Genomic DNA, 22,763 nt, shown 5'->3' with positions numbered 1-22,763 from the left:
GGAGGAACCGGCGCCGGTGACGGGCGGGCGGGTTCTCAGGCCGGCAGGCGGGACACCCGGCCGCCGCCGCTCCGCGCGTTCTCCCGTGCGACCGCCCTGGCGATGCGCTCCGCGTCGATCGCCAGCTCGCGGAACATGCCGCTGATGGGGTTGGTGAAGCCGGTGAAGTACAGGCCGGGCGCGCCGTGCGGGGCGCGGGGGCCGTGGACGGCCGGCCGGCCGTGGCCGTCCAGCACGCCGAGATGGCCGACGAGGTCCTCCAGGCCGCGGACGTACCCGGTCGCCGCGACGACGGCGTCCGGTCCGATCCGGCTGCCGTCGGCGAGCACGACCTTGCCCTCGTCGAAGGCGTCGACGGCGGCGACCACCTCGACCTTGCCCGTGCGCACCGCGTCGACCAGGCCGACGTCCTGGACCGGGATCGCGCCCTCGGTGACGCGGGAGTACAGGCCGGTCTCGGGGCGCGGCAGGCCGTGCGCCGAGAGGTCCGGCACGCTCAGCCTCGCCAGCGGCCGGGCCAGCCGGTCGACGAGCCCGACCGGCAGCCGCCGTACCAGGATGCCCGTGTACTGCGCGGCCCACCCGGCGGTCGACCGGCGCACGATGTGCGGGGCGGTGCGCACGGACAGCCGGACCCGTGCGGCCCCGCCCTCCACCAGGTCCACGGCGATCTCGGCGCCGGTGTTGCCGACGCCGACGACGAGGACGTCACGGCCCGCGTAGGGTCCGGCGTCGCGGTACGCGGAGGCGTGCAGGAACTCGCCGGTGTAGGTGTCTCTTCCGGGCCAGTCGGGCACGCGGGGCGTGTGGTTGAAGCCGGTGGCGACGACGACCGCGCCGCCGGTCAGCTCCCGGCCGCCGGAGGCGCGCAGCAGCCAGCCGGTGCCGTCGGGCAGGCGCTCGACGCGGGAGACCTCGACGCCGGTCACGATCTCCAGTCCGTGGTGCTCGGCGTACTTCTCCAGGTAGCGCACCACGTCGTCCCGGGCGACCCAGCGCCCGAACCGCCGGGGCATCGCCAGGCCCGGCAGCGCCGACAGGCGCCGGGTGGTGTGCAGGCGCAGCCGGTCGTAGTGGCGCCGCCAGGACGCCCCGACCCGGTCGGACCGCTCCAGGACGACGGCGCGTATCCCCCGGGCGCGCAGCGCGTACGCGGCGGCGAGGCCGCCCGGGCCGCCCCCGATGACGTAGACGGGGCGGTCGGCGGGGTGCGGAGCGCCAGAGAGGACGGATGTGGAGGAGTCGGTCATGGTCGCGAGCGTAATCACGCAACCCGTTGATGGGTCTCGGTCAAGACCGGAATTGGTTGCGGATTGATCACGCCTGTGGGGAGAGTGTGCGCGAGCGATGGCACCGGCGGCCCGCAGGCGCGGCCGCACCGGACGCGGTACGTCGCCGTCGCGGCCGAACTCGCCGGGGAGCCGCGGAGGATGGCCGAGGAGGCGGCGGCCGGGGGAGTGCGGGCCGGGCCGCCGCTGGGGTTGGGGTTCCGCGCGGCCGGGGAGTTCCGCGTGCCCGCCTTCCGTCCGGAAGGGGCGGGCGCCGCGCGGGCACGCCGTGTTGAATGAGGCGGTGACCGTCGACCCCAGTGACTCCCCGAACCTCTCGTCCATATGGCTGGCCGGCCGGGGCCTGCGGCTGCGCCCCTGGGACCCGGACTCCCGCGCCGACGTCGAGGCGTGGCTGCGCGGCCTCACCGACCCCGAGTTCGCGCGCTGGAACACTCCGCTCACCCCGGTCACCGACCGGGCGGCCGCCCGGAACTCACTCCGGGTGCGGGCAGGGCGCTGCGCGGACGGGACGAGCGTGTCGTTCCTGATCGCGGACGCGGAGAGCGGTGCGACGCTCGGGCACATCGGCGCCACCGACATCAGGCGCGCTCTGGGTGCCGCCACGCTCGGGTACTGGGTGCTCCCCGAGGCGCGCGGGCAGGGCGTGGCCACCCGGGCCCTGAGCCTGGTCGCCCGCTGGGGGCACCACGAACTGGGGCTTCACCGGCTGGAGTTGAACCACGCCGTGGGTCACGAGGTGTCCTGCCGGGTCGCGGAGAAGTGCGGGTTCCGCTACGAGGGGACGATGCGCGGCTCGGTCTTCGAGGCGGGGCGGCGGGACGCCTTCCGCGACGCCCACCTGCACGCGCGCCTCGCCACGGACCCGGAGCCGGAGACCTGGCCGGAGGCGCCGTAATTCGGAGGCGACGGCCGGCCGCGGGGCGGCACCATGGGGCATGGCTTCCGACGACGACTGGTACCTCACCGGCGCTCTCGACGAATTCCTCGCGCACGCGGGCGACTTCCTCCGCGGGCGGCCCGCGATGCACACCGTGCCGCTGACCGTGACGGAGAACCTGCGCGCCCGCGGAGTGCACCTCTACGGCGGCGGCGCACCCGAGTTCGGCGTGCTGCGGGGGGAGGGGGCCGTGCGGGCCGCCTTCTTCCGCACCCCGCCCCATCCGCTCGTGCTCACCTCCCTCACCGAGGAGGAGGCCGACGCGCTGGCCGGACGGCTGGCCGTCTCCGGGTGCGCCCTGTCCGGGGTCAACGCCGACCGCGACACCGCCGCAGCGTTCGCCGCGGCCTGGCAGCGCCGAACCGGCGCCGAGGCGGCCCTCCACCAGCGGCTTCGGCTGTACCGGCTGGGCGAGTTGACCGTGCCGGAGCCGGTCCCGCCGGGCCGGGCGAGGGTGGCGGGCGCGGAGGACCGGGAGCTGCTGGCCCGGTGGTACGGAGAGTTCTGCGCCGAGGTCGGCGAGCCGGCCGGCAGGGACCCGGGGGACTGGGCGGACGAGCGGGCCGAGTGCGGGGACCTCATGCTCTGGGAGCTGCCCGACGGGACGCCCGCCGCCATGGCCGGGACCGCCCCGAAGGTCGCCGGGCAGGTGCGTGTGCTCGCCGTCTACACCCCGGCCGGGCTGCGGGGCCGGGGCTACGCGGGCGCCGTGACGGCGGAGGTCACCCGGGGCGCGCTGGCCTCGGAGGCCGACGAGGTGCTGCTGTTCACCGACCTCGCCAACCCCACCAGCAACGGGCTGTACCAGCGGATCGGCTACCGGCCGGTCTCCGACTTCGCGGTGTACGCCTTCGCGTGAGCCGCGCGCCTCCGGCGGACCTGGGCGGAGACCACGGGCGCGGGGCTCACCTGGGCGAGGGTCACCGGCGCGGGGCTCACCTGGGCGGGGGGACACCCGGCAGGGGGCCACGGGGGCGGAGGCCGCTCGGGCGGGGGGTCACCGGGGCAGGGGCGATCGGCGCGGGGTCAGGGCCACAGCAGCTCGTGCCTCCAGCCCTCCCCGGCGCGGCGGTAGCGCAGGCGGACGTGCCGGCGCCGGGCCTCGCCCTGGAAGAACTCCACCTCCTCGGGCCTGAGCTGGAACAGGGTCCACGAGGGCACCTCGGCGTCCGGCTCGCTCCGGGCACGCTCCCAGGCCGCCTCGGACGCCTGCCGCAGCTCCTCCACCGACCCCAGCACATGGCTCTGGTGGCCGGTGAGAGCGGCGGCCAGCGCGCCGGTCGAGCGGGCGTGCAGGTCCGTCCGGGACTCCTCGGCCGTCGCCGCGGTGACCGGCCCGCGCACCCGGACCTGACGGCCCTGGAGCGGCCAGTAGAAGGCGAGCGCCGCCTGCGGGCGGGCCGCGAGCTGGTGGCCCTTGCGGCTGTCGGCGTGCGTCCCGAAGGACCAGCCGCTCTCGTCGGCGCCGTGCAGCACCACGATCCGGACGTCCGGCCGCCCCTCCGCGTCGGCGGTGGCCAGGGACATGGTGTGCGGCTCCCGCTCCCCGGCAGCCACCGCCTCGGCGAACCACGTCGTGAACAGGGGCAGCGGGTCCGCGGGCACGGCCCCTGGGTCGAACGACGCCAGTTCGGTGACCTCCGGGTCCCACACCCGCAGCGACCTCAGCAGCTCGTGCAGATCCGTCTCCATCCCCCGAGTATCGGCCACGCCCCGGCACCACCGCCCCCGACGGGCGGAACCGGCCGCTACAGCGTCGCCAGTCGCTCCACCAGCAGGAACGCGCCGATCCCCAGCATCGCCGCCCCCGACGTCCGGGTCACCGCCCGCGCCGTCGACGGCCGGGCGCGCAGGAGTGCGCGGGCCAGCGTGCCGACCGTGAGGTAGACGGCCGCGCAGCACGCCATGTGCAGCAGCCCGAGGACGGCGGTCTGCACGGGTACGGGCACGGGCGCGTCCCGTGTGACGAGGAACTGGGGCAGGACGGAGAGGTACAGCAGCAGCCCCTTGGGGTTCAGGCCGCTGATCGCGGCGCCCCGCAGGAAGACACGGGGGCCGGTCGCGCCGAGCCCCTCCTCGGCCGCACCGGGCGCGGCCGGGGAGCGCAGCACGCCCCAGCCGAGCCACACCAGATAGCCCGCGCCCGCCACGGTGAGGGCGGTGAGCAGCCGCGGGGACCCGGCGACCAGGACCGCGAGACCGGCCACCGCCAGCGCGGTGTGCAGGGCGTAGCCGGCGACCAGGCCCCCCACCGCCACCGCGACCGAGCGGTTCCTGAGCCCGGCGCCGATCGCGTACGCCCAGTCGGCGCCCGGTACGCAGACCAGGAGCAGGTCGACGGCGAGGAAGGAGAGGAGCGGTCCGTAGTGCATGGTAGGGACATTAGGCCCGATTGTTCCGAAAGTGTTTCTTAAGTTTGCTCGAAATCGGGGTGGTCAGGGGAGAATCGTCCCCATGGACGAGGTGGACCGGAAGATTCTTGCGGAACTGCAGCAGGATGGGCGGCTGACCGTGACCGAGCTGGCCGCGCGGGTGCGGCTGAGCGTCTCGCCGTGCCACCGCCGGCTGCGGGAGCTGGAGCGGTCGGGGGCCGTGCGCGGCTACCGTGCCGTGGTGGATCCGGCCGCCGTGGGCCTGACCTTCGAGGCGCTGGTCTTCGTCTCCATGCGCCAGGAGGACCGCGACACGGTCGTCGAGTTCGAGCGGGCGGTCAGCGAGGTGGAGCACGTGCTGGAGGCGCAGCGGCTCTTCGGCGACCCGGACTACCTGCTGCGGGTGGCCACCGCCGACCTCGCCGCCTTCCAGCGTCTGTACGACGAACGGCTGGCGACGCTGCCGGGTGTGCAGCGGCTGACCTCCACCCTGGTGATGAAGCACGTCGTCGAGGCCCGGCCGTTGCCGGCGTAGCACACGGGGCCCCACAGCGCGACAGGCGGCGGTCCACCCGGGTGGACCGCCGCCTGCCTGACAGGACGTGGGGCGTGGAGAAAACGAGGCCGGAGCCGGGCCGCGGGCTACCGCGTCGGCTTCCGGCCGGTGATGCCCAGATGCACCAGCAGCGCCAGGTTGGGCTTCAGTTCGGCCTGTTTCACGCCCCAGGAGGTGAAGCCCTTCTGGTGCGAGGCGACCGCGGCGAGCATCGTGACCAGCGAACCGGCGATCGCCGCCGGGTTCACGTCCTTGTCGACCCGTCCCTTGGACTGGAGTTCGGCGACCGCGTCCGCCAGGGCGCTGTTCACCGAGTTCAGAATCTTCATACGGAGCTTGTAGAAGCGCTTGTCGCCCTCGGCGGCCCCGAGGTCGACCACGCGCAGGATCGCGTCGTTGCGGCGCCAGAAGTCCAGGAATCCGTCGACGAGTTCCTGGGCGGTCTGCCAGCCGGCCTTGCCGACCCACGAATGCCCTTCGAGCAGATCGGTCAACCCGGCGCCCTCGGAGGCCATTTGCTCGGCGATCTCCAGGACGGCGCCTTCGACGTCCGGGAAGTACTGGTAGAAGGTCGCGGGCGAAGTGCCCGCCTTCCGGGCGACATCGATGACTTTGACGTCGCGGTACGGGGAGGAGCTGAGCATCTCTCTGAGGCAGTCGAGCAGCTTCTGCCGGGTCGCCTGCCCACGCCGACCGGCCACGCGGCCGTCGACGGTACGCACTTGTCCTGTCATGACGTCAGCTTACCGAGGGGTGATGGGAGCGCGATTCGGCCGACTGCAAATGGGGTGCACGGGCTCGGGGAGGCTGGTGTGCCTGGTCTGCGGCCTGCGGGAGAGCCGGTTACGTTGACGGCATGGCCGAAAACAGGGCATCCGCGTACCCGGAGGGCGTCCCCTGCTGGGTGGACGCGCAACTCGCCGACGTGGGGGCGGGCCGGCGCTTCTACGGTGAGCTCTTCGGGTGGACCTTCGACGAGGAGGGAGCACCCGAGGGCTATGTGTGGGCCCTTCTGGACGGTGAACGCGTCGCCGCGCTCTCGCCCAAGTCGGACGGCCGGATGCCCACCGTCTGGACCGTGTACTTCGCCACCCCGGACGTCCGTGCCCTGGCCCGGCGCATCCGGGTGCGGGGCGGGCAGCTCGTGGTGCCTCCCGTGGCCGTCGACGGCCTCGGCACGGCAGCGCTGGCCGTCGACCCGGAGGGCGCAGTCTTCGGCCTGTGGGAACCGGCCGGCCATCCCGGCTTCGGCCGGCGGCACGAGCCGGGCACCTTCGCCTGGGCCCAGTTGTACGCCCGCGACACCGACACCGCCAACGCCTTCTACGGCGACGTCTTCCACGAGGCCCTCTTCGGGCCGGACGCCAGGCCCGACTTCGGCCGCGCCCCCGTCACCGACGTCTTTCCGACCGAGATGCCGCCCCACTTCCTGGTGCACTTCCGGGTGGCGGACGGCGCCGGCGCCCTCGGCGCCGTCCAGCGGCTCGGCGGGCGGGTGCAGGTGCCGCACTTCGAGACGTCCTACGGAACCGTGGCCGTCGTCGTCGACAATCAGGGGGCGTCCTTCGCCCTGCTGGAGAGGTGAGGGCCGCCCCTCACCGGGGAAAGTGGGGGATTTGCGGCGGGACATCCCGATTCGTCGTCTGGTTCGCAACCAGTGGCCGGGCCAGGAAGAATCGGGGTGCGTGCCGCCGCGGCGGTGCGGTGGTGAGACGCTGCACTTCGGTCGCGTACATATGTGGGTGGCGCGGCTCGTACGGGGAGGTGGCAGGCAAGTGGTGGATCAGCTGACGCAGCACGATCCGCGGCGGATCGGGCCGTTCGAGGTGCTGGGACGGCTGGGGGCCGGCGGCATGGGGCTGGTCTATCTCGCGCGCTCGGCGTCCGGCCGGCGCGTGGCGATCAAGACGGTCCGCACCGAACTGGCCGAGGACCAGCTGTTCCGGGTGCGCTTCACGCGCGAGGTGGAGGCCGCCCGCGCGGTCTCGGGCTTCTACACGGCCGCGGTCGTCGACGCCGACCCGCGCGCCGCCGTGCCGTGGCTGGCCACCGCGTACGTCCCCGCGCCCTCCCTCGAGGAGATAGTGACCGAGTGCGGGCCCCTCCCGGCCCAGGCGGTGCGCTGGCTCGCGGCGGGCGTGGCGGAGGCGCTCCAGTCCATCCACGGTGCCGGGCTGGTCCACCGCGACCTGAAGCCCTCCAACGTCCTCGTCGTCGAGGACGGTCCCCGGGTGATCGACTTCGGCATCGCCTCCGGCGTCTCCAACACCCGGCTGACCATGACGAACGTCGCCGTGGGCACCCCCGCCTACATGTCCCCCGAGCAGGCCAAGGACTCCCGCAGCGTGACGGGCGCCAGCGACGTCTTCTCGCTCGGCTCGACGCTCGTCTTCGCGGCCACCGGGCACGCCCCGTACCACGGGGCCAACCCGGTCGAGACGGTCTTCATGCTGCTGAGGGAGGGCCCGGACCTGGAGGGCCTGCCGGACGAGCTGCGCCCGCTGATCGAGTCCTGCATGCAGATGGAGGCCCCAGGACGGCCCTCGCCCGCCGACCTCCAGGCCCAGCTGGCCCCTCACCTCTTCGGCTCCGGCTCCGACGACAGCGGGACCGCCTCGGCCTGGCTGCCGGAGAAGGCGGTGGCCCTCATCGAGGGCCGTCGCGGCGGCCGTCCCCCCGCGCGGCCCGCCGCCGGGCCCCGCAGCGGCGGCCGGGCCCATGTGCCGCCCCCGCCGTCGCACGACCCGGTCGTCCCGGCGCCCGTGCCCGCCCCGGCGCCCGCCCCCGACTCCGGCCCGGTGCGGCTGGCCGGCGCCCAGGTCCCCATCGGCCCCGGGCCGCGGGTCGCCGACGCCCGCGCCGCCGCCGTCAAGGCGCCCCCGCCCGAGGCCGGCCTCGCCGCCACCTGGTCCCGGCCCCGCCCCGGCGTCAACGGCGCCGACCCGGCCGTGCCCGCCGCGCCCCCGGAGACCGCCACCGGCTGGCGGCCCTGGCGCTTCCGCATGTCCAACGACGTGTGGGGCACCCCGGCCGTCGCCGACGACCTCGTCTACGTCACCTCCTTCGAGGTGCACGCCCTGGACGTGGCCACCGGCCGCCGCCGCTTCAAGACGCGGGACGTGGCCTGGTCGATGGCGGTCGCGGACGGCCGGGTGCACGCCTCCGACGGGCCCACCCTGTTCGCCCTGGACGCCCGGGAGGGAGCTGACCTGTGGCGGCTCCAGACGGACGCCTGGGTGTACTCGCTCAGAGCCGACCGGGGCACGGTCGTCACCGGCACCCGGGGCGGCGGCGTCCAGGGCTGGGAGGCCGCGAGCGGCCAGAAGCTGTGGGAGCTGACCGGCGCCCAGAGCGACTTCGAGTCGCCCGAGGCCGGACCCCTCGTCCACGACGGCACGGTGTACGTCTGGCAGGACGCCCGGCTGAGAGCCCTGGAGGCCCGCACGGGCGAGGAGCGCTGGTCCTATCCGATCGGCGACGCCGCCTCCTGCGGCGGAGTCCCGGTGCGGCTGACTCCCGCCCCGGACGGCTGCGTGTACGTCTCGGCCGGCACCCGCGTCCTCGCCCTCGACGTGGCGAGCGGCCGGGTGCGCTGGCACTTCGAGGCCCCGGCGGTGTTCCTGTGCCCGCCCGCCTTCGCGCCGGGTCCCGCGGTCACCGGCGGCGGTGTCTACCTGGCCGACTACCTCGGCACGGTCTACGCCCTGGACGCCGCCGACGGCCGCGACCGCTGGCGCATCGCCACCGAGTCCCGCGCCGGGATCGACCCGGTCCTGGTCGCCGCGGGCCATGTCCACGTAGGCAGCGGCAAGGGCCTCTACACCCTGGACGCGGTGACCGGCACGCCCAAGTGGCGCTTCCAGGCGGGCGGCGAGATCGTCGGCTCCCCGGCGGCCGCCGAGGGCCGCATCCACTTCGGCTCCACCGACCACCTGCTGTACACCCTCAAGGCCGACGACGGCCGGCTGCGCTGGAAGCTCGCCACCGGCGGCGAGATCACCGGCTCCCCGGTGGTCCGGGACGGGGTGGTGTACGCGTGCAGCAAGGACCGGTGCGTGTACGCGCTGGACGCGGAGAAGGGGACGGGCACGGCCCGCACGACCTGACCCGGGCCGGCGGCGGGACGACGGCGGCCCGGGTCAGGTGCGGCCCGGTCGTCCCGCGGTGACATGCCCGTGACAGGCGGCTCGTAGGGTGGGGCCATGCGATCACGGGGGCACACACTCAGGCTCACGGCGGTGTCGGCGCTGGTGGTCCTGTCCCTGACGGGTTTCTCGTCGGGACGAGGGCACGGCCACGGACACGGACACGGCTACCACGGCGGCGGCTCGGGCGGCTGCAGCAGTTCCAGTCAGGACCACGACAGTTCGTCGTCCACCACCGGCGGCGTCTCCAAGGACGACGGCACGGACGACTCCTACGGCGGTTCGTACGGCTCCGGCTCCCACCGGGACCGGTACGACACGGACGACGATCAGGGCAGCGGCAGCGGTACGAGCACGCCGGCCCTGCGGGACGCCACGGCGAAGCTGGTGAGCTGCGCCGCCCCGAAGACGCCGTACGCGACGGTCGAGGTCGCCAATCCCAACGGCTCCGACGGCACGTTCGCCGTCACCGTGAGCTTCCGGGACGCCGGGAACGACGAGATCGCCTCCCGGACGGCGGAGGCCGAGGTGCCCGCGTTCGGGAAGGCGACGGTGCGGGTGCCGCTGCCGGGCGACGACCGGGTCGCCCGGACCGACCACTGCGCCCTGGACCCGGCCGCCCCGGCCACGTCCTGACCGGCGTCCGCCGCACCACCCCGTCGGGACGCGGTGAACGACGTGCCGCCCGCACCATCTTACGCGGTGCGGGCGGCACGTCGTGCGGCCGCGGCGGCTCCCCTCCGTGCTCCCGCGGCCGTCCCCCTGGGGGCAGTCGGGTCAGGCGGGCTCGTCCGTGGCGTGGATGTTGTCCGTGGTGGCCTCGCCGGTGCCCTCGTCCGCTGCGAGCGGGTTCTTGCCGCTCAGCGGCTCGCTGGTGGCGTGGATGTTGTTCGCGCTGACGGTGCCCGACTTGGTGTCGGTCGCGTGGATGTTGTCCGTGGTGTTCTCGTCGCTCATGTCGACTGCCTCCCCGTGCGGTTCCTGATCCGTGGTCGAGCGCCCGGCCGGCAGCTCCCCCGTGGGCCGCCGGCCGGGCAACTCGGGGCCGTTCACCCTATGGCACGGCCACCGGTCGTCCCGTCTGCCCCCCGACGCGACGGTTCGACATGTCCGAGACTGCCGGGCGGCGATAAACGAATGATGAACGCCCCGTCGGGCCTGCTCAGGCCACGGCCAGCGGGGCGAGCAGCGCCCGCACGGTCGCGGCCTCGGGCGCGCCCAGCGCCTCGAACAGGCCCAGCGACTCACGCCAGCACACCTGGGCCCGGCCGACGTGGCCGATGCCGTGCAGGGCGCGGCCGAGGACGACGAGGGCGTTGCCCCGCCGCCAGTCGCCGCCGATGTCCCGCAGCACGGTGAGCGCCGTCTCCGCGTTCGCCGCCGCCTGCGCCGGGCGCTGCGCGGCGAGATCGACCTCTGCCAGCCGGAACAGCGCCATGCCCTCCCACAGTTGCTGCCGGCTGTCCCGGAACACCGCCAGCGCCTCCTGCAGCCGCGCCGCGGCCTCCCCGTGCCGCCCGCTCTCGGTGAGCGCCAGGCCCAGCGCGTAACGGCCGTTGGCGCCCTTGAGGGCGTGCCCCATGTCGTCGTACGTGTCGGCGCCCTGCTGGGCCAGGGAGACCGCGCTGTGCGTGCGCCCGGTCGCCAGGTGGATGCGCGAGAGGTTGCACAGCGCGCTCGCCTCGCCCGGCCGGTCCAGGCAGGCGCGGAACCCCGCGATGGCGCGGGTGAGTTGCGCCTCGCCGTCGTCGTACCGGTTCTGGTAGAGCGCGATCACGCCGAGCGTGTTGTAGGCCCAGCAGGCCGCCAGGGGATCGGCGCCGGTGCTGAGTTCCGCCGCCCGCTCGGCGGCCCGCACCGCCAGGTCGAAACGGCCGGTGATGTGGTGGACATAGGCGGTCATGATCAGGGCCCGCGCCTCGGCGTGCGGGTCGGCGGCCCGCGCCGCCGCGTCCCGCAGCGCCGCCGCGACCCCCTCGTAGGCCTTGGAGTTGGTGCCGGACTCGGCGAGGTCGACGGCCGCCCAGAGGGTGTCGACGGCCCGCCTGAGGAAGCCGGGCCGGGTGGACTGGCGGACGCAGGCGAGCAGGGAGACGGCCTCCGCGTACAGCCAGTCCTGCGCCCGGTGCCGGTCCTCGAAGACCAGACCCGGGTACTCCGCGGCCGCCAGGTGGTCCACCAGCCGGTCACCGGGCCGCTCGATCGCGTACACCCCTGCCGCTGTCGCCAGGTAGAAGTCCAGCAGCCGCGCGAGCGCCGCGTCCCGCTCGCTCGGCCGGTGCTCGTCCCGCTCCGCGCAGGCGCGCGCGTACAGGCGGACCAGGTCGTGGAACCGGTAGCGGCCGGGCGCCGCCGACTCCAGCAGGGAGGTGTCGACGAGGGTCTCCAGCAGGTCCTCAGTCTCCTCCGCGGGCAGGTCCAGCACGGCCGCGGCGGCCGCCAGGGAGATGTCCGGGCCGTCCGCCAGGCCCAGCAGGCGGAAGGCGCGGGCCTGGGCCGGCTCCAGCTGGCCGTAGCCCAGTTCGAAGGTCGCCTTCACCGCCAGGTCCCCGGCCTGGAGCTCGTCCAGGCGGCGCCGCTCGTCGGCGAGCTTGGCCGCGAGCACCGAGACCGTCCAGGTGCGGCGGGCGGCCAGGCGCGAGGCGGCGATGCGGATGGCCAGCGGCAGGAAGCCGCAGGCCGCCACCACGTCCAGGGCGGCCTCCCGCTCGGCGGCCACCCGCTCCTCGCCGACGATCCGGGTGAACAGCTCCAGCGCCTCGTCCGGGGACATCACGTCCAGGTCGACGAGGTGCGCGCCCGCCAGGTCCACCATCCGCACCCGGGACGTCACCAGCGCCGCGCAGCCGTCCGTGCCCGGCAGCAGGGGCCGCACCTGTGCCGCATCCCGCGCGTTGTCCAGCAGCACGAGCACCCGGCGGCCGTCCAGGACCGAGCGGTACAGCGCCGCCCGCTCCTGGAGCGAGTCGGGGATCGCGGAGTCCGCGGTGCCCAGCGCCCGCAGGAAGGAGCCCAGCACCGTCTCCGGATCCGCCGCGCGCGGGCCGGCGCCCTGGAGGTCGACGTAGAGCTGGCCGTCCGGGAAGGCGGCGCGCGCCCGGTGGGCCATGTGCACCGCCAGCGTCGTCTTGCCGACCCCGCCGATCCCGGCGAGCGCCGAGACCGCCATCACCCGGCCCTTGGCCGACGCCAGCACCTCGCTCAGCTCGGCCACGAAGGACGCCCGGCCGGTGAAGTCGGGCACGGTGGCCGGGAGCTGGGCCGGGCGGACCTGCACCACGGCGGGCTCGGCCACCGGGGAGGAGGGCTCCGCGAGGGCCGGGTCCGCCCGGAGGATCCGCTGCTGGAGTTCGCGCAGGCCCGGACGCGGGTCCACGCCCAGCTCGTCGGCGAGCAGCCTGCGGGTGTCCGCGTAGACGGCGAGCGCCTCCGCCTGCCGGCCGCTGCGGTACAGCGCGAGCATCAGCAGTTCGCGCAGCCGCTCGCGCAGCGGGTGGGCGGCCGTCAGCGCCGTCAGCTCGGACACCGCCTCCGCGTGGCAGCCCTGCTCCAGGTCCATGTCCAGGCGGGACTCCAGCAGTTGCAGGCGCCACTCCTCCAGGCGGACCCGCTGCGCCTGGGCGTACGGTCCCGGCACCCCGGCCAGCGGCTCCCCGTCCCAGCGGTCCAGCGCACGGTTCAGCAGGTCCCGGGCGCGGCCCAGGTCGCCGCCGGACCGGGCCTTCTCCGCCTCGGCCGCCCGGTCCTGCGCAGCCGCCAGGTCCAGCGCGCCCTCGCCCAGGCCCCGCACCGCGTACCCGCCCGACTCGCTGACCAGCACCCCGGGGTCCAGCGCCTTGCGCAGCCGGGAGGCGTACGTCCGAACCGCCGCCAGGGCCTGCGACGGCGGCTCCTCGCCCCACACCGCGTCGATCAGCTCGGCCGCGGTCGCGGTGCGGCCCTCGCGCAGCAACAGGGCCGCGAGCAGCGCGCGTTGCTGGGGGGAGCCGGTGGCCAGCGGTGCGTCGCCGCGCCAGGCGCGCACGGGGCCGAGCACGCTGAAGCGCAGCCGGTCCGGCTCCGCCGGGGAGCCGGGACGCCGCTGCTCCGGTACGCGCGGCACACCGTCCACGGCTCGCGGTACACCGTCCATGCCGTCCCCCTAGCCATCCTGACCGACCACGTCAGTTTGCCTTGTTCACGCCGGATGCGTCAGCCGCCCGCGACTCCGATCACAGGGCGGCACACGGGAGTCCACAACCTCCACACATACTCTCCGCACCTGCGGCCGTACCTCCCGGCGTCAAGTCCGCCCGTACGGGGCCGGGTTCATATGAGTGACGCCTCGTCAGATCGATGAGGAGGCCGACGCGCCGGCCGACGACAGCGACCGCGGCGGCCCCGGGGCTCGACCGGGTCGTTCCCTCACTCGCGCCCCAGGAAGATCGGGTTGGTGAACGCCGCCATCACCCCCGGCAGCGGCCCCAGCGCCGTCTCGTGCCGGACCTCCGCCCGGACGTAGGCCGCGTACGCCGGGGTGGTGTGCCACTCGACCACGCCCGAGCCGGATACCGGGAGCGGGTCACCGGTGAGCAGGACGCCCTGGTCGGTCACGAGACGGACCGAGCAGCGCGGGGCGCCCGACACCTCCAGACGCACCGTCACGGGCGTACCGGGGTCCACCCGCAGCCGTTCGCCGAGGCCCGCGTGCCGGCCCCGGCCGTCCGACGCCGTGAAGGCCAGGGAGACGCTCTTCGACTCGGCCACGTACGAGCGGCCCGCGCGGATGCCCTCCCGGACCGCCTCCCGGGTCAGGTCGTCGGCCAGCACGACCGTCTGGGGCAGGCCCACCACGTCCGGGTCCCGGTGCGCGTCGCTGCCGCCCATCGCGGGTGTCCAGCCCCGCCCCTCGCGCACCGCCCCCGTCAGCGCGCTGTCCCAGTCGGCCAGCGCCACCTCGTCGTCGGGCGTGAACGGGCCGTTCCACACCTCCACCGCGTCCGCCTCGCCGAAGCCGAACCTCCAGCCGCAGCCGACGCACGTGGCGTGCGGGTGGGCCGGGACGACGAGGCCGCCGGCGGCGCGGATGTGGCGGGCGAAGCGGCCGAAGCGGTTGTCCCGGGCCCGGTAGCGCCAGTCGACGAAGGTGCCCGGGTCGGTGCCGAGGGCCACGACGTGCCCGTTCCTGGTCGTCACCTCCTCGCCCAGCATGATCAGCAGGTCGTCGCCCGCGTGGGCCGCCCAGTGCGGATGGGAGGAGTGGGTGTTGTGCTCCGAGGAGTTGATGAAGTCCAGGCCGGCCGCGCGGGCGAGCGCCGCGATCCGGGCGGGGGTGCGGCGGCCGTCGGAGTGCCAGGAGTGCAGGTGGCAGTCGCCGCGGTACCAGGCCCGGCCCCGGCCCTCGGCCCGGGGCGGCGGATACACCGGCTCCGGCGTCGTGCCCGGCTCGCCGGACGTCAGGGTCACCGTCAGCTCGTACGACAGGCCCTGCGGGGCCACCGTGTAGGGGGCCAGGGCGACGTACCAGGTGCCCTCGCCCACCGGACCCGGGATGTAGCCGGGCGTGGCGTCGTCCGCGCGGACGAAGAACTCCGTGCGGGCGCCGCCCGACCAGCCGCGGAAGCCCCGGCCGCCCAGGTCGGTGCCGTGCTCGTCGAAGACGCCGATGTCGAGCGCGTTGCCGGGGGTGCCGGCCGGGACGGACGGCCTGTCGTAGGTGTAGGAGACCCTGATCTCCCGCACGCCTGAGGGGACTTCGACGGGGACGTACACGTAGTCCGGCGACCCGGGCGGCAGGGTGCCGCGGATCGTCCGGGTCCGCCGGTCGCCGTCCGCGGCCTCGGCGCCGCTCGCGAAGGTCACGCTTCCCAACCTAGGGGCCGCCGCGGCCCCCGTCACGGAACGAGGGGCGTCCGCCGGGCCCGTGCCGGTGGTCTTCCCGCGGGCTTTCGGGGAGTGGGGGACGGCGCTTTCCGGACGGGTGGTCCCGACCGGTCGGTATGGACTCCGGCGGCTTCCGCCGGTACAAGAGGGGGCATCAGCCGCGTACCGGGAGGCCGCCGCCATGCAGATCGCCGTCACGATCTTCCTCACCGACGAGACCGTCACCCCCACCGTGCTCGCCCGTGAGCTGGAGCAGCGCGGCTTCGCCGGGCTCTACCTGCCGGAACACACCCACATCCCGGTCGAGCGGACCACCCCGTACCCGGCGGGCGGGGAGCTGCCGCGCGAGTACGGCCGCACCCTCGACGCCTTCGTCGCCCTCGGCCAGGCCGCCGCGGTGACCGAACGGCTCGGCCTGGGCACCGGCATCACCCTGGTCGCCCAGCACGACCCGATCGGCCTCGCCAAGCAGATCGCGACCCTGGACCACCTCTCCGGCGGACGCTTCACCCTCGGCCTCGGATTCGGCTGGAACGTGGAGGAGGCCGCCGACCACGGCGTCGACTGGCGCGGCCGGCGCGACCTCGTGCGGGACCGGATGGCGCTGATGCGCGCCCTGTGGAGCGAGGAACCGGTCGCCCACCAGGGCCCCTTCGGGAGCGTGCGGGCGAGCCTGGCCTTCCCCAAACCGGTGCAGAAGCCGCGCGGGCCGGTCGCCGGGCCGCGCACCCTCGTCGGCGGGGCGGCCGGCCCGAAGCTCTTCGCGCACATCGCCGAGTACGCCGACGGGTGGCTGCCCATCGGCGGGCGCGGCCTGGCGGAGTCGCTGCCGGTGCTGCGCGCCGCCTGGGCCGACGCCGGGCGCGACCCGGCCGCCCTCCAGGTCGTCCCGTACGCCGTCCTGCCCACCCCCGGCAAGCTCGCGCACTACGCCGACCTCGGCATCGAGGAGGTCGTGGTCCAGCTGCCCGCGGCCGGGGAGGCCGAGGTCCTGCGCGCCCTGGACGGCTTCACGGCCTTTCTGGGGGCCTGACGGCACGCGGCTCCGGGGCCCGACGGGACTCGGAGCCGGAGGCCCGCCGGGACTCGGCTCCGGGGCCTCGACGGGACTCCGCCCGGCTGATCACCGCGATCGTATGCTCGAAGAATGACGACCTCCGCGGCCTCCGGAACCGGCCCCACCGAGAACTCCATGCGTCGCGCCCTCAAACGCGCCCGGGACGGCGTCGCCCTCGACGTCGCGGAGGCGGCGGTGCTGCTCCAGGCGCGCGGCGAGCACCTGCGGGACCTGGCCGCGTCCGCCGCCCGGGTGCGGGACGCGGGCCTGGAGGCGGCCGGCCGGCCCGGCGTCATCACCTACTCGAAGAGCGTCTTCGTCCCGCTGACCCGGCTGTGCCGGGACAAGTGCCACTACTGCACGTTCGTCACCGTGCCCGGCAGGCTGCGCCGCGCCGGGCACGGGATGTTCATGTCGCCGGACGAGGTCCTCGACATCGCCCGCCGGGGCGCCGAACTCGGCTGCAAGGAAGCCCTCATCACCCTCGGCGACAAGCCGGAGGACCGCTGGTCTGAGGCGCGCGAGTGGCTCGACGCGCACGGCTACGACGACACCATCGCCTACGTCCGGGCCGTCTCCGTCCGCATCCTGGAGGAGACCGGGTTGCTGCCCCACCTCAACCCGGGCGTCCTGAGCTGGACGGACTTCCAGCGCCTCAAGCCCGTGGCCCCGTCCATGGGCATGATGCTGGAGACGACCGCCACCCGCCTGTGGTCCGAGCCCGGCGGCCCCCACCACGGCTCCCCCGACAAGGAACCCGCCGTACGCCTGCGCGTCCTGGAGGACGCCGGCCGCTCCTCGGTCCCCTTCACCTCCGGCGTCCTCATCGGCATCGGCGAGACGTACGAGGAGCGCGCGGAGTCCCTGTTCGCGCTGCGCAAGGTCGCCCGCGCCCACCACGGCATCCAGGAACTGATCATCCAGAACTTCCGCGCCAAGCCGGACACGGCCATGCGCGGCATGCCGGACGCCGAACTGGACGACCTGGTCGCCACGGTGGCCGTGGCCCGGCACATCATGGGCCCGTCCGCCTGCCTCCAGGCCCCGCCCAACCTGGTCGACGCCGAGTACGAGCGGCTCATCGGCGCCGGCATCGACGACTGGGGCGGGGTCTCCCCGCTCACCATCGACCACGTCAACCCCGAGCGCCCCTGGCCGCAGATCGAGCAGCTGGCCGAGCGGTCGGCGGCCGCCGGCTTCGAACTGCGCGAACGGCTCTGCGTCTACCCGGAGTTCGTCACCCGCGGCGAGCCCTGGCTCGACCCGCGGCTGCTGCCGCACGTGCGGGCGCTGGCGGACCCGCGGACCGGGCTGGCGCGCGAGGACGCCGTGGTGGAGGGCCGGCCGTGGCAGGAGCCGGAGGAGGCGTTCACGTCCTCCGGGCGTACGGACCTGCACACGTCGATCGACACCGAGGGCCGAACGTCCAACCGGCGCGCCGACTTCGACGAGGTGTACGGCGACTGGGACGCCCTGCGCGAGGCGGCCGCCCCCGGGATGGCGCCGGAGCGCATCGACACCGACGTACGGGCCGCCCTGCGCACGGCCGCCGACGACCCGACGCGGCTGACGGACGAGGAGGCCCTCGCGCTCCTCCACGCGGACGGCCCGGCGCTGGACGCGCTGTGCCGGATCGCGGACGACGTGCGCAGGTCCGCGGTGGGCGACGACGTGACGTACATCGTCACCCGCAACATCAACTTCACCAACGTCTGCTACACCGGCTGCCGTTTCTGCGCCTTCGCGCAGCGCCGCACCGACGCCGACGCCTACACCCTCTCCCTGGAGCAGGTCGCCGACCGCGCCCAGCAGGCGTGGGACGTGGGCGCGGTGGAGGTGTGCATGCAGGGCGGCATCCACCCGGACCTGCCGGGCACGGCGTACTTCGACATCGCGCGGGCGGTGAAGGAGCGCGTGCCGGGCATGCACGTGCACGCCTTCTCCCCGATGGAGGTCGTCAACGGCGCCACCCGCACCGGCATGTCCGTCCGGGAGTGGCTGACGGCGGCGAAGGAGGCCGGCCTCGACACCATCCCCGGCACGGCCGCGGAGATCCTGGACGACGAGGTCCGGTGGATCCTCACCAAGGGCAAGCTGCCGGCGGCGACCTGGATCGAGGTCGTCACCACGGCCCACGAGCTGGGCATCCGCTCGTCGTCGACGATGATGTACGGCCACGTCGACCAGCCCCGCCACTGGCTCGGCCATCTGCGCACCCTGGCCGGCATCCAGCAGCGCACGGGCGGCTTCACCGAGTTCGTCACGCTCCCCTTCATCCACACCAACGCGCCCGTCTACCTGGCGGGCATCGCCCGCCCGGGCCCGACCATCCGCGACAACCGCGCGGTGACGGCCATGGCGCGCCTCCTGCTCCACCCGCACATCCCCCACATCCAGACCAGCTGGGTGAAGCTGGGCACCGAGGGCGCGGCGGAGATGCTCCGCTCCGGCGCCAACGACCTGGGCGGCACGCTGATGGAGGAGACCATCTCCCGCATGGCGGGGTCCTCCTACGGCTCCTACAAGTCGGTCAAGGACCTGGTCGCGGTGGCGGAGGCGGCCGGACGCCCGGCGAAGCCGCGGACCACGGTCTACGGAGAGGTCCCCGAGGAACGGCAGCGCACCGCGGCGGCCTCGGACGGCCACCTGCCGGAGCTGCTGCCGGTCCTGGACTGACCACCGGGCCGCCGGAGCGCGGGCCGGCCCACAGTACGATGATCCGGCCCCCGCCGGAGGGGTCGCACCGTAGCCGAGGAGATGCGTGCCCATGCCTGCCCGAATACCGTCGTGGGCCTGGGTCGGGGGTCTGACCGCGGGAGCGGTCGCCGCGGTCGTCGTGCTGGCGGTGCAGGCGGACCACGGAGCGCACCCGACGGCCGGCACCGCCCGGCCGAGCGCCTCCGCGTCGGCGGGCGCGCGTCCTTCCGCCACCCCGAAGAAGCCCGCTCCGCCGGCCGTGCCGCCCGGCAGCGGGACCGGCCGTCGGATCGTCTACTCCGTCGGGCAGCACCGGGTCTGGCTGGTCGACGCGAGCGACTCGCCCAGCCGCACCTTCACGGTCTGGCCCGGCACGGTCGACCCGGCCCCCGGCACCTACGCGGTCTCCCGCCGCCTGGCCGCCACCACCGGCTCCGACGGCGTCCAGGTCGAGCACATCGTCTACTTCGCCGCCGAGTCCGGTGTCTCCGTCGCCTTCTCCAACGCCGTGGACGGCTCCTCGCCGCCCCCGCCCGCCGCGGGCAAGCCGACCGGCGGCATCCGCATGCCCAAGCCCGACGGCACGGCCCTGTGGACCTTCACCTCGGCCCCGACGAAGGTGACGGTCGTCAAGTAGGAAGCCGGCGCGGGTGCTGGTCCACGAAGAGGAGGACGACCGTGGATCGCGCAGCCCCGTGCCCTGGCGGCGCACGTGGGCAACGTCACCTGCCACGCCTGAGAAGTCTTCACGGCGTGACCATCCGGGCTCCACTTCCGGTACCGATCCTGGTCCTGAACAGACCGTTCCCGTTCGAATACAGTGCTGAGCTGTCGTACGTACGGACGGTGCCGGGAGGAGGCCAGGGTGAGTACGACGTCCGGTGCCGTCTGGGGACGCGGTGAGCAGCAGGACTTTCGCAGCAGGGTGCGCGGCACCCTGCTCGGGGTGGCCGTGGGGGACGCCCTGGGGGCGCCGGCGGACCGGCTGGACCTCGCCGGGATCCGGGAGGCGCACGGGGCCGAGGGGCTCGTCGACCTCGCCCCGTCCTACGGGCGGCGCGGCGCCGTCACCCACTTCACCCAGCTCACCCTCTTCTCCCTCGACGGGCTGATCAGGGCGCAGGTCCGCCGGGACACCGGCGTCTGGCACCCGCCGACCGATCTGCACCGGGCGTATCTGCGCTGGGCCGCCACCCAGCGGGACTGGGGCCCCGACGAGCGCCGCAAGGACGACGGCTGGCTGGCCCGCGAGGAGTGGCTCTACGCCCGTCGCGATCCCACCCGGGCGCTGCTCACCGGGTTCGGCGACGAGACCATGGGGACGCTGGAGGCGCCCAAGAACCCCGGCGAGGCCGGCCCCGAGGCGGCCGGCCGCTCCGCCCCCTTCGGCCTGCTGGTCGGCTGGGAGCCCCAACTCGTCATGCAGCTCGCCGTGGAGTGCGCCGCGCAGACCCACGGCCACCCCACCGCCTGCCTGACGGCGGGCGCGTACGCCGCGCTCGTGCACGCCCTCGCGCGCGGCGACGGGCTCGACGGCGCCGTGCAGAAGACGCTGGCGCTGCTCGCCGTGCGCCCGGGGCACCAGCCGGTGTCGGACGCCCTCCAGCACGCCCTGGGCGCGGTGCGGCAGGGGATGCCGACCCCGTCCCGGGTGGAGGAGCTGGTGGGGGAGGGCACGGCGGAGGGGCTGCTGGCCGCCTCCGTGTACTGCGCCCTCGTCGGCGAGGACGTCCGGCACGGGCTGTGCCTCGCGGTGAACCAGAGCGGGTCCTCGGGCGCGGCCGGCGCCCTCACCGGCGGGCTGCTGGGCGCCCTGCACGGCGAGACGGCCCTCCCGCCGGCCTGGCTGGCCGAACTGGAGGGCCGTCCCACGCTGCTGGTGCTGGCGGACGACTTCGCGATGGAGATGACGCAGGGACCCGCCCTGCACGGACCCGCCGGGTCGTCCCCGGGGTGGCTGGCCCGCTATCCGCGCGGGGCCTGACCGGCCGTGGGTCGCGGAGGGTCGGTGCGACGGCTGCCGCCCACCATGTCGTGCCCCGCCCCGCCGGAGCCGGGACGGGTATCAAAGCGGGTCGCCCGGGCGGAACCGGGGAGAGCGGAACCGGCCGAGCCGTTCCTGCCGGCCGCGCCGGGCACGCACACGTACGTCGACGGGCTGCGGCAGGGCACAAGCCGAGCCCCCTCGGCGAGGACGGCGAACTGGTCGAGAGGGCTCTTGCGACGGTGCTTGTGCGGTTGACGACGGTGCCGGGTCGGTCCCGGCGTCGGCGAGGATCAGGAAGACCCTCCCCTCACGCCTTGACGGAGGCCACGAAGGCGTTCCACGCCGCGGCGGGGAAGCCCAGCACCGGGCCCGCGGGGACCTTGGAGTCCCGCACGGCCATGGCCGCGACCACCGGTGACTTGACCTCGACGCACGCGCCGTTGCCCGTGGAGTACGAGGACTTGGTCCACGTGTCCGTGGCACCCTGACGAATTGCCATTTCTGCTCCGGATTGCAAGTTGTCGAATTGCTGTCACCGCACGACGCGTTCCGGTTCGGAAACCCATCGCGCGGTTTACGCCAACCTTGATGTCCGTTGGCGTGATCGACGCTACTCGCCACGCTCGGCATCCGAAGCGACTATTCACTCGACCGGATGGCATATACCACTGGAGCTTCCAATTCGGCCGGGTGAAGGTGTACCGTGCGCGCACCTCTCAGCGTGCGTAGTCCTTGGCGATGTCCGCGATGAACTGGCGCGACTGTTCCACGTTCAGTGCCTGCGCCCGCAGATGCTCGTACATCACGCTGTACTTCTGGACGTCGTTCGCCTTCTCCAGATACAGGTCGCTGGTGACGCCCTCGATGTAGACGACGCTGGAGTCGGCGGCGTCCGGGAACTCCAGGATCGCGTACTGGCCGTTGAGGCCCGGATGCGCGCCCATGTCGAACGGGATGACCTGCACGGTCACATGCGGCAGGTTCGACTGCTCGACGAGGTGCTCGAGCTGATCGCGCATCAGGGACCGGTTGCCGACCACCCGGCGCAGCGCGGCCTCGTCCAGCACCGTCCACAGGCGCAGCGGGTTCTCGGCGGCGGAGATTCGTTCCTGCCGCCGCATCCGGACCTGGACGCGCTTCTCGATGTCCGCGGACGCCGTCTCGGGCAGCGCTCCCGCGATGAGCGACTCGGCGTACTGACGGGTCTGGAGCAGCCCCGGCACCACCTGCGGGTCGTACACCCTCAGGCTCGCCGCGTCCGTCTCCAGGCCGATGTAGACGCTGTACGGGATGTCGCCGAAGGAGTGCCACCAGCCCTGCTGGCGCGAGTCCTTGGCCATCTGCATCAGCGAGTCGACGATCCGGTGGTCCTCCACCTCGTAGACCCCGCACAGGTCGCGGACGTCGCGCTGGCTGATACTGCGCCGCCCGTTCTCCAGACGGCTGATCTTCGACTGCGACACCAGCAGCCGCTCGGCCACTTCCTCGGCCGTCATGCCCTTGAGCTCGCGGAGCCTGCGGAGCTCCTGGCCCAGCCGGCGTCGTCTGACGGTGGGATTGACATTGGACGCCACGGGACGCGCACCTCCGGCTGCATACTTCTACTTTGCGTATCTGCTGCTCAGCAGACTGCCACCACGGTGCTTCCTACCGCTGGAAAACGCCGGATATGCGGCACGTACGCGTCGGTTCGACCGATCACCCGAGCGACCCGGACATGCCGCCGGGCGGGGTGGCGGGACCTCGTGATCCCGCCACCCCGCTCGCCGGTGGCTTCCGTACCGGGTCGTGGGGACCGAGACGGTGCGGCGCCGGGTCGTGCGGGGCGCGCGGCTCGGCGCGCCGGCGGTGCTGTGGT

18 protein-coding genes and 1 pseudogene are annotated in these 22,763 nt (G+C 74.3%); 10 read left to right on the top strand and 9 right to left on the bottom strand.

Annotation, left to right across the window (positions count from 1 at the left end):
- Positions 1-35 precede the first annotated feature (35 nt).
- The gene (locus tag ACIPM1_RS20730) at positions 36-1,250 is read right to left on the bottom strand and encodes a flavin-containing monooxygenase (protein ID WP_402436792.1); all 1,215 of its coding nucleotides are present in this window, start codon (positions 1,248-1,250) and stop codon (positions 36-38) included.
- Positions 1,251-1,572: 322 nt separating this feature from the next.
- Here ACIPM1_RS20730 and ACIPM1_RS20725 point away from each other — a divergent pair, with 322 nt between their 5' ends.
- Together ACIPM1_RS20725 and ACIPM1_RS20720 are read left to right on the top strand one after the other, a co-directional pair.
- Positions 1,573-2,187, top strand: coding sequence for a GNAT family N-acetyltransferase (locus ACIPM1_RS20725; RefSeq protein ID WP_402436790.1), 615 nt, complete (start codon positions 1,573-1,575; stop codon positions 2,185-2,187).
- Between the two features lie 40 nt (positions 2,188-2,227).
- Complete coding sequence (locus tag ACIPM1_RS20720) at positions 2,228-3,088, top strand: GNAT family N-acetyltransferase (RefSeq protein WP_402436787.1); 861 nt, start codon at positions 2,228-2,230, stop codon at positions 3,086-3,088.
- A 167-nt stretch (positions 3,089-3,255) separates the two neighbouring features.
- Here the strand turns inward: ACIPM1_RS20720 and ACIPM1_RS20715 are convergent, their stop codons facing one another.
- Positions 3,256-3,921, bottom strand: coding sequence for a pyridoxal 5'-phosphate synthase (locus ACIPM1_RS20715; RefSeq protein WP_402436784.1), 666 nt, complete (start codon positions 3,919-3,921; stop codon positions 3,256-3,258).
- A gap of 56 nt (positions 3,922-3,977) precedes the next feature.
- A complete protein-coding gene (locus tag ACIPM1_RS20710) occupies positions 3,978-4,601 on the bottom strand; it encodes a LysE family translocator (RefSeq protein ID WP_402436781.1) in 624 nt (207 codons plus the stop codon).
- 82 nt (positions 4,602-4,683) lie between these two features.
- Here ACIPM1_RS20710 and ACIPM1_RS20705 point away from each other — a divergent pair, with 82 nt between their 5' ends.
- Positions 4,684-5,136, top strand: a complete 453-nt coding sequence (locus ACIPM1_RS20705; RefSeq protein WP_402436778.1) for an Lrp/AsnC family transcriptional regulator — start codon at positions 4,684-4,686, stop codon at positions 5,134-5,136.
- A gap of 107 nt (positions 5,137-5,243) precedes the next feature.
- Here ACIPM1_RS20705 and ACIPM1_RS20700 read toward each other — a convergent pair whose 3' ends face one another.
- A complete protein-coding gene (locus ACIPM1_RS20700; protein WP_402437114.1) occupies positions 5,244-5,879 on the bottom strand; it encodes a TetR family transcriptional regulator in 636 nt (211 codons plus the stop codon).
- A gap of 134 nt (positions 5,880-6,013) precedes the next feature.
- Here ACIPM1_RS20700 and ACIPM1_RS20695 point away from each other — a divergent pair, with 134 nt between their 5' ends.
- The 3 genes from ACIPM1_RS20695 (at position 6,014) to ACIPM1_RS20685 (ending at position 9,938) form a co-directional block, all read left to right on the top strand.
- Positions 6,014-6,742: a VOC family protein gene (locus ACIPM1_RS20695; RefSeq protein ID WP_402436775.1), complete on the top strand. Its 729-nt coding sequence runs from the start codon at positions 6,014-6,016 to the stop codon at positions 6,740-6,742.
- A 190-nt stretch (positions 6,743-6,932) separates the two neighbouring features.
- The gene (locus tag ACIPM1_RS20690; protein WP_402436772.1) at positions 6,933-9,263 is read left to right on the top strand and encodes a PQQ-binding-like beta-propeller repeat protein; all 2,331 of its coding nucleotides are present in this window, start codon (positions 6,933-6,935) and stop codon (positions 9,261-9,263) included.
- Positions 9,264-9,359: 96 nt separating this feature from the next.
- A complete protein-coding gene (locus ACIPM1_RS20685; protein WP_402436769.1) occupies positions 9,360-9,938 on the top strand; it encodes a hypothetical protein in 579 nt (192 codons plus the stop codon).
- 141 nt (positions 9,939-10,079) lie between these two features.
- Here the strand turns inward: ACIPM1_RS20685 and ACIPM1_RS20680 are convergent, their stop codons facing one another.
- The 3 genes and pseudogenes from ACIPM1_RS20680 to ACIPM1_RS20670 form a co-directional block, all read right to left on the bottom strand.
- Entirely contained in the window at positions 10,080-10,259 is a 180-nt protein-coding gene (locus tag ACIPM1_RS20680; RefSeq protein ID WP_402436766.1) for a hypothetical protein, read from the bottom strand.
- A 205-nt stretch (positions 10,260-10,464) separates the two neighbouring features.
- The gene (locus ACIPM1_RS20675) at positions 10,465-13,413 is read right to left on the bottom strand and encodes a BTAD domain-containing putative transcriptional regulator (RefSeq protein ID WP_402437112.1); all 2,949 of its coding nucleotides are present in this window, start codon (positions 13,411-13,413) and stop codon (positions 10,465-10,467) included.
- Positions 13,414-13,706: 293 nt separating this feature from the next.
- Positions 13,707-15,192 (bottom strand): annotated as a pseudogene (locus tag ACIPM1_RS20670) (CehA/McbA family metallohydrolase); the annotation flags it as partial.
- Positions 15,193-15,345: 153 nt separating this feature from the next.
- Between ACIPM1_RS20670 and ACIPM1_RS20665 the strand changes: the two are divergent.
- The 4 genes from ACIPM1_RS20665 to ACIPM1_RS20650 all read left to right on the top strand — a co-directional run bounded on the left by ACIPM1_RS20665 (position 15,346) and on the right by ACIPM1_RS20650 (position 20,902).
- On the top strand, positions 15,346-16,197 hold the full coding sequence (locus tag ACIPM1_RS20665; RefSeq protein WP_402436764.1) for an LLM class F420-dependent oxidoreductase: 852 nt from the start codon (positions 15,346-15,348) through the stop codon (positions 16,195-16,197).
- A 114-nt stretch (positions 16,198-16,311) separates the two neighbouring features.
- Complete coding sequence (locus ACIPM1_RS20660) at positions 16,312-18,897, top strand: bifunctional FO biosynthesis protein CofGH (RefSeq protein WP_402436761.1); 2,586 nt, start codon at positions 16,312-16,314, stop codon at positions 18,895-18,897.
- Between the two features lie 91 nt (positions 18,898-18,988).
- Complete coding sequence (locus ACIPM1_RS20655; RefSeq protein WP_356188916.1) at positions 18,989-19,555, top strand: hypothetical protein; 567 nt, start codon at positions 18,989-18,991, stop codon at positions 19,553-19,555.
- 228 nt (positions 19,556-19,783) lie between these two features.
- The gene (locus ACIPM1_RS20650; RefSeq protein WP_402436757.1) at positions 19,784-20,902 is read left to right on the top strand and encodes an ADP-ribosylglycohydrolase family protein; all 1,119 of its coding nucleotides are present in this window, start codon (positions 19,784-19,786) and stop codon (positions 20,900-20,902) included.
- 310 nt (positions 20,903-21,212) lie between these two features.
- Here the strand turns inward: ACIPM1_RS20650 and ACIPM1_RS20645 are convergent, their stop codons facing one another.
- Both ACIPM1_RS20645 and ACIPM1_RS20640 read right to left on the bottom strand, forming a co-directional pair.
- Positions 21,213-21,404, bottom strand: coding sequence for a DUF397 domain-containing protein (locus ACIPM1_RS20645; RefSeq protein ID WP_356188912.1), 192 nt, complete (start codon positions 21,402-21,404; stop codon positions 21,213-21,215).
- A 217-nt stretch (positions 21,405-21,621) separates the two neighbouring features.
- The gene (locus ACIPM1_RS20640) at positions 21,622-22,479 is read right to left on the bottom strand and encodes a helix-turn-helix domain-containing protein (protein WP_402436753.1); all 858 of its coding nucleotides are present in this window, start codon (positions 22,477-22,479) and stop codon (positions 21,622-21,624) included.
- Positions 22,480-22,763 lie beyond the last annotated feature (284 nt).

The organism is Streptomyces sp. NPDC086766 (assembly GCF_044746005.1).
Classification (GTDB): domain Bacteria; phylum Actinomycetota; class Actinomycetes; order Streptomycetales; family Streptomycetaceae; genus Streptomyces.
Note: the sequence above shows the minus strand (reverse complement) of the source record. Positions and strands in the feature narration are given on the sequence as shown.

What these genes read in the sequence shown, in the direction of transcription:
- ACIPM1_RS20730 (WP_402436792.1), bottom strand. Translation starts at nt 1,250, where the DNA reads ATGACCGACTCCTCCACATCCGTCCTCTCTGGCGCTCCGCACCCCGCC.
- ACIPM1_RS20720 (WP_402436787.1), top strand. Translation starts at nt 2,228, where the DNA reads ATGGCTTCCGACGACGACTGGTACCTCACCGGCGCTCTCGACGAATTC.
- ACIPM1_RS20715 (WP_402436784.1), bottom strand. Translation starts at nt 3,921, where the DNA reads ATGGAGACGGATCTGCACGAGCTGCTGAGGTCGCTGCGGGTGTGGGAC.
- ACIPM1_RS20710 (WP_402436781.1), bottom strand. Translation starts at nt 4,601, where the DNA reads ATGCACTACGGACCGCTCCTCTCCTTCCTCGCCGTCGACCTGCTCCTG.
- ACIPM1_RS20705 (WP_402436778.1), top strand. Translation starts at nt 4,684, where the DNA reads ATGGACGAGGTGGACCGGAAGATTCTTGCGGAACTGCAGCAGGATGGG.
- ACIPM1_RS20695 (WP_402436775.1), top strand. Translation starts at nt 6,014, where the DNA reads ATGGCCGAAAACAGGGCATCCGCGTACCCGGAGGGCGTCCCCTGCTGG.
- ACIPM1_RS20685 (WP_402436769.1), top strand. Translation starts at nt 9,360, where the DNA reads ATGCGATCACGGGGGCACACACTCAGGCTCACGGCGGTGTCGGCGCTG.
- ACIPM1_RS20680 (WP_402436766.1), bottom strand. Translation starts at nt 10,259, where the DNA reads ATGAGCGACGAGAACACCACGGACAACATCCACGCGACCGACACCAAG.
- ACIPM1_RS20665 (WP_402436764.1), top strand. Translation starts at nt 15,346, where the DNA reads ATGCAGATCGCCGTCACGATCTTCCTCACCGACGAGACCGTCACCCCC.
- ACIPM1_RS20660 (WP_402436761.1), top strand. Translation starts at nt 16,312, where the DNA reads ATGACGACCTCCGCGGCCTCCGGAACCGGCCCCACCGAGAACTCCATG.
- ACIPM1_RS20655 (WP_356188916.1), top strand. Translation starts at nt 18,989, where the DNA reads ATGCCTGCCCGAATACCGTCGTGGGCCTGGGTCGGGGGTCTGACCGCG.
- ACIPM1_RS20645 (WP_356188912.1), bottom strand. Translation starts at nt 21,404, where the DNA reads ATGGCAATTCGTCAGGGTGCCACGGACACGTGGACCAAGTCCTCGTAC.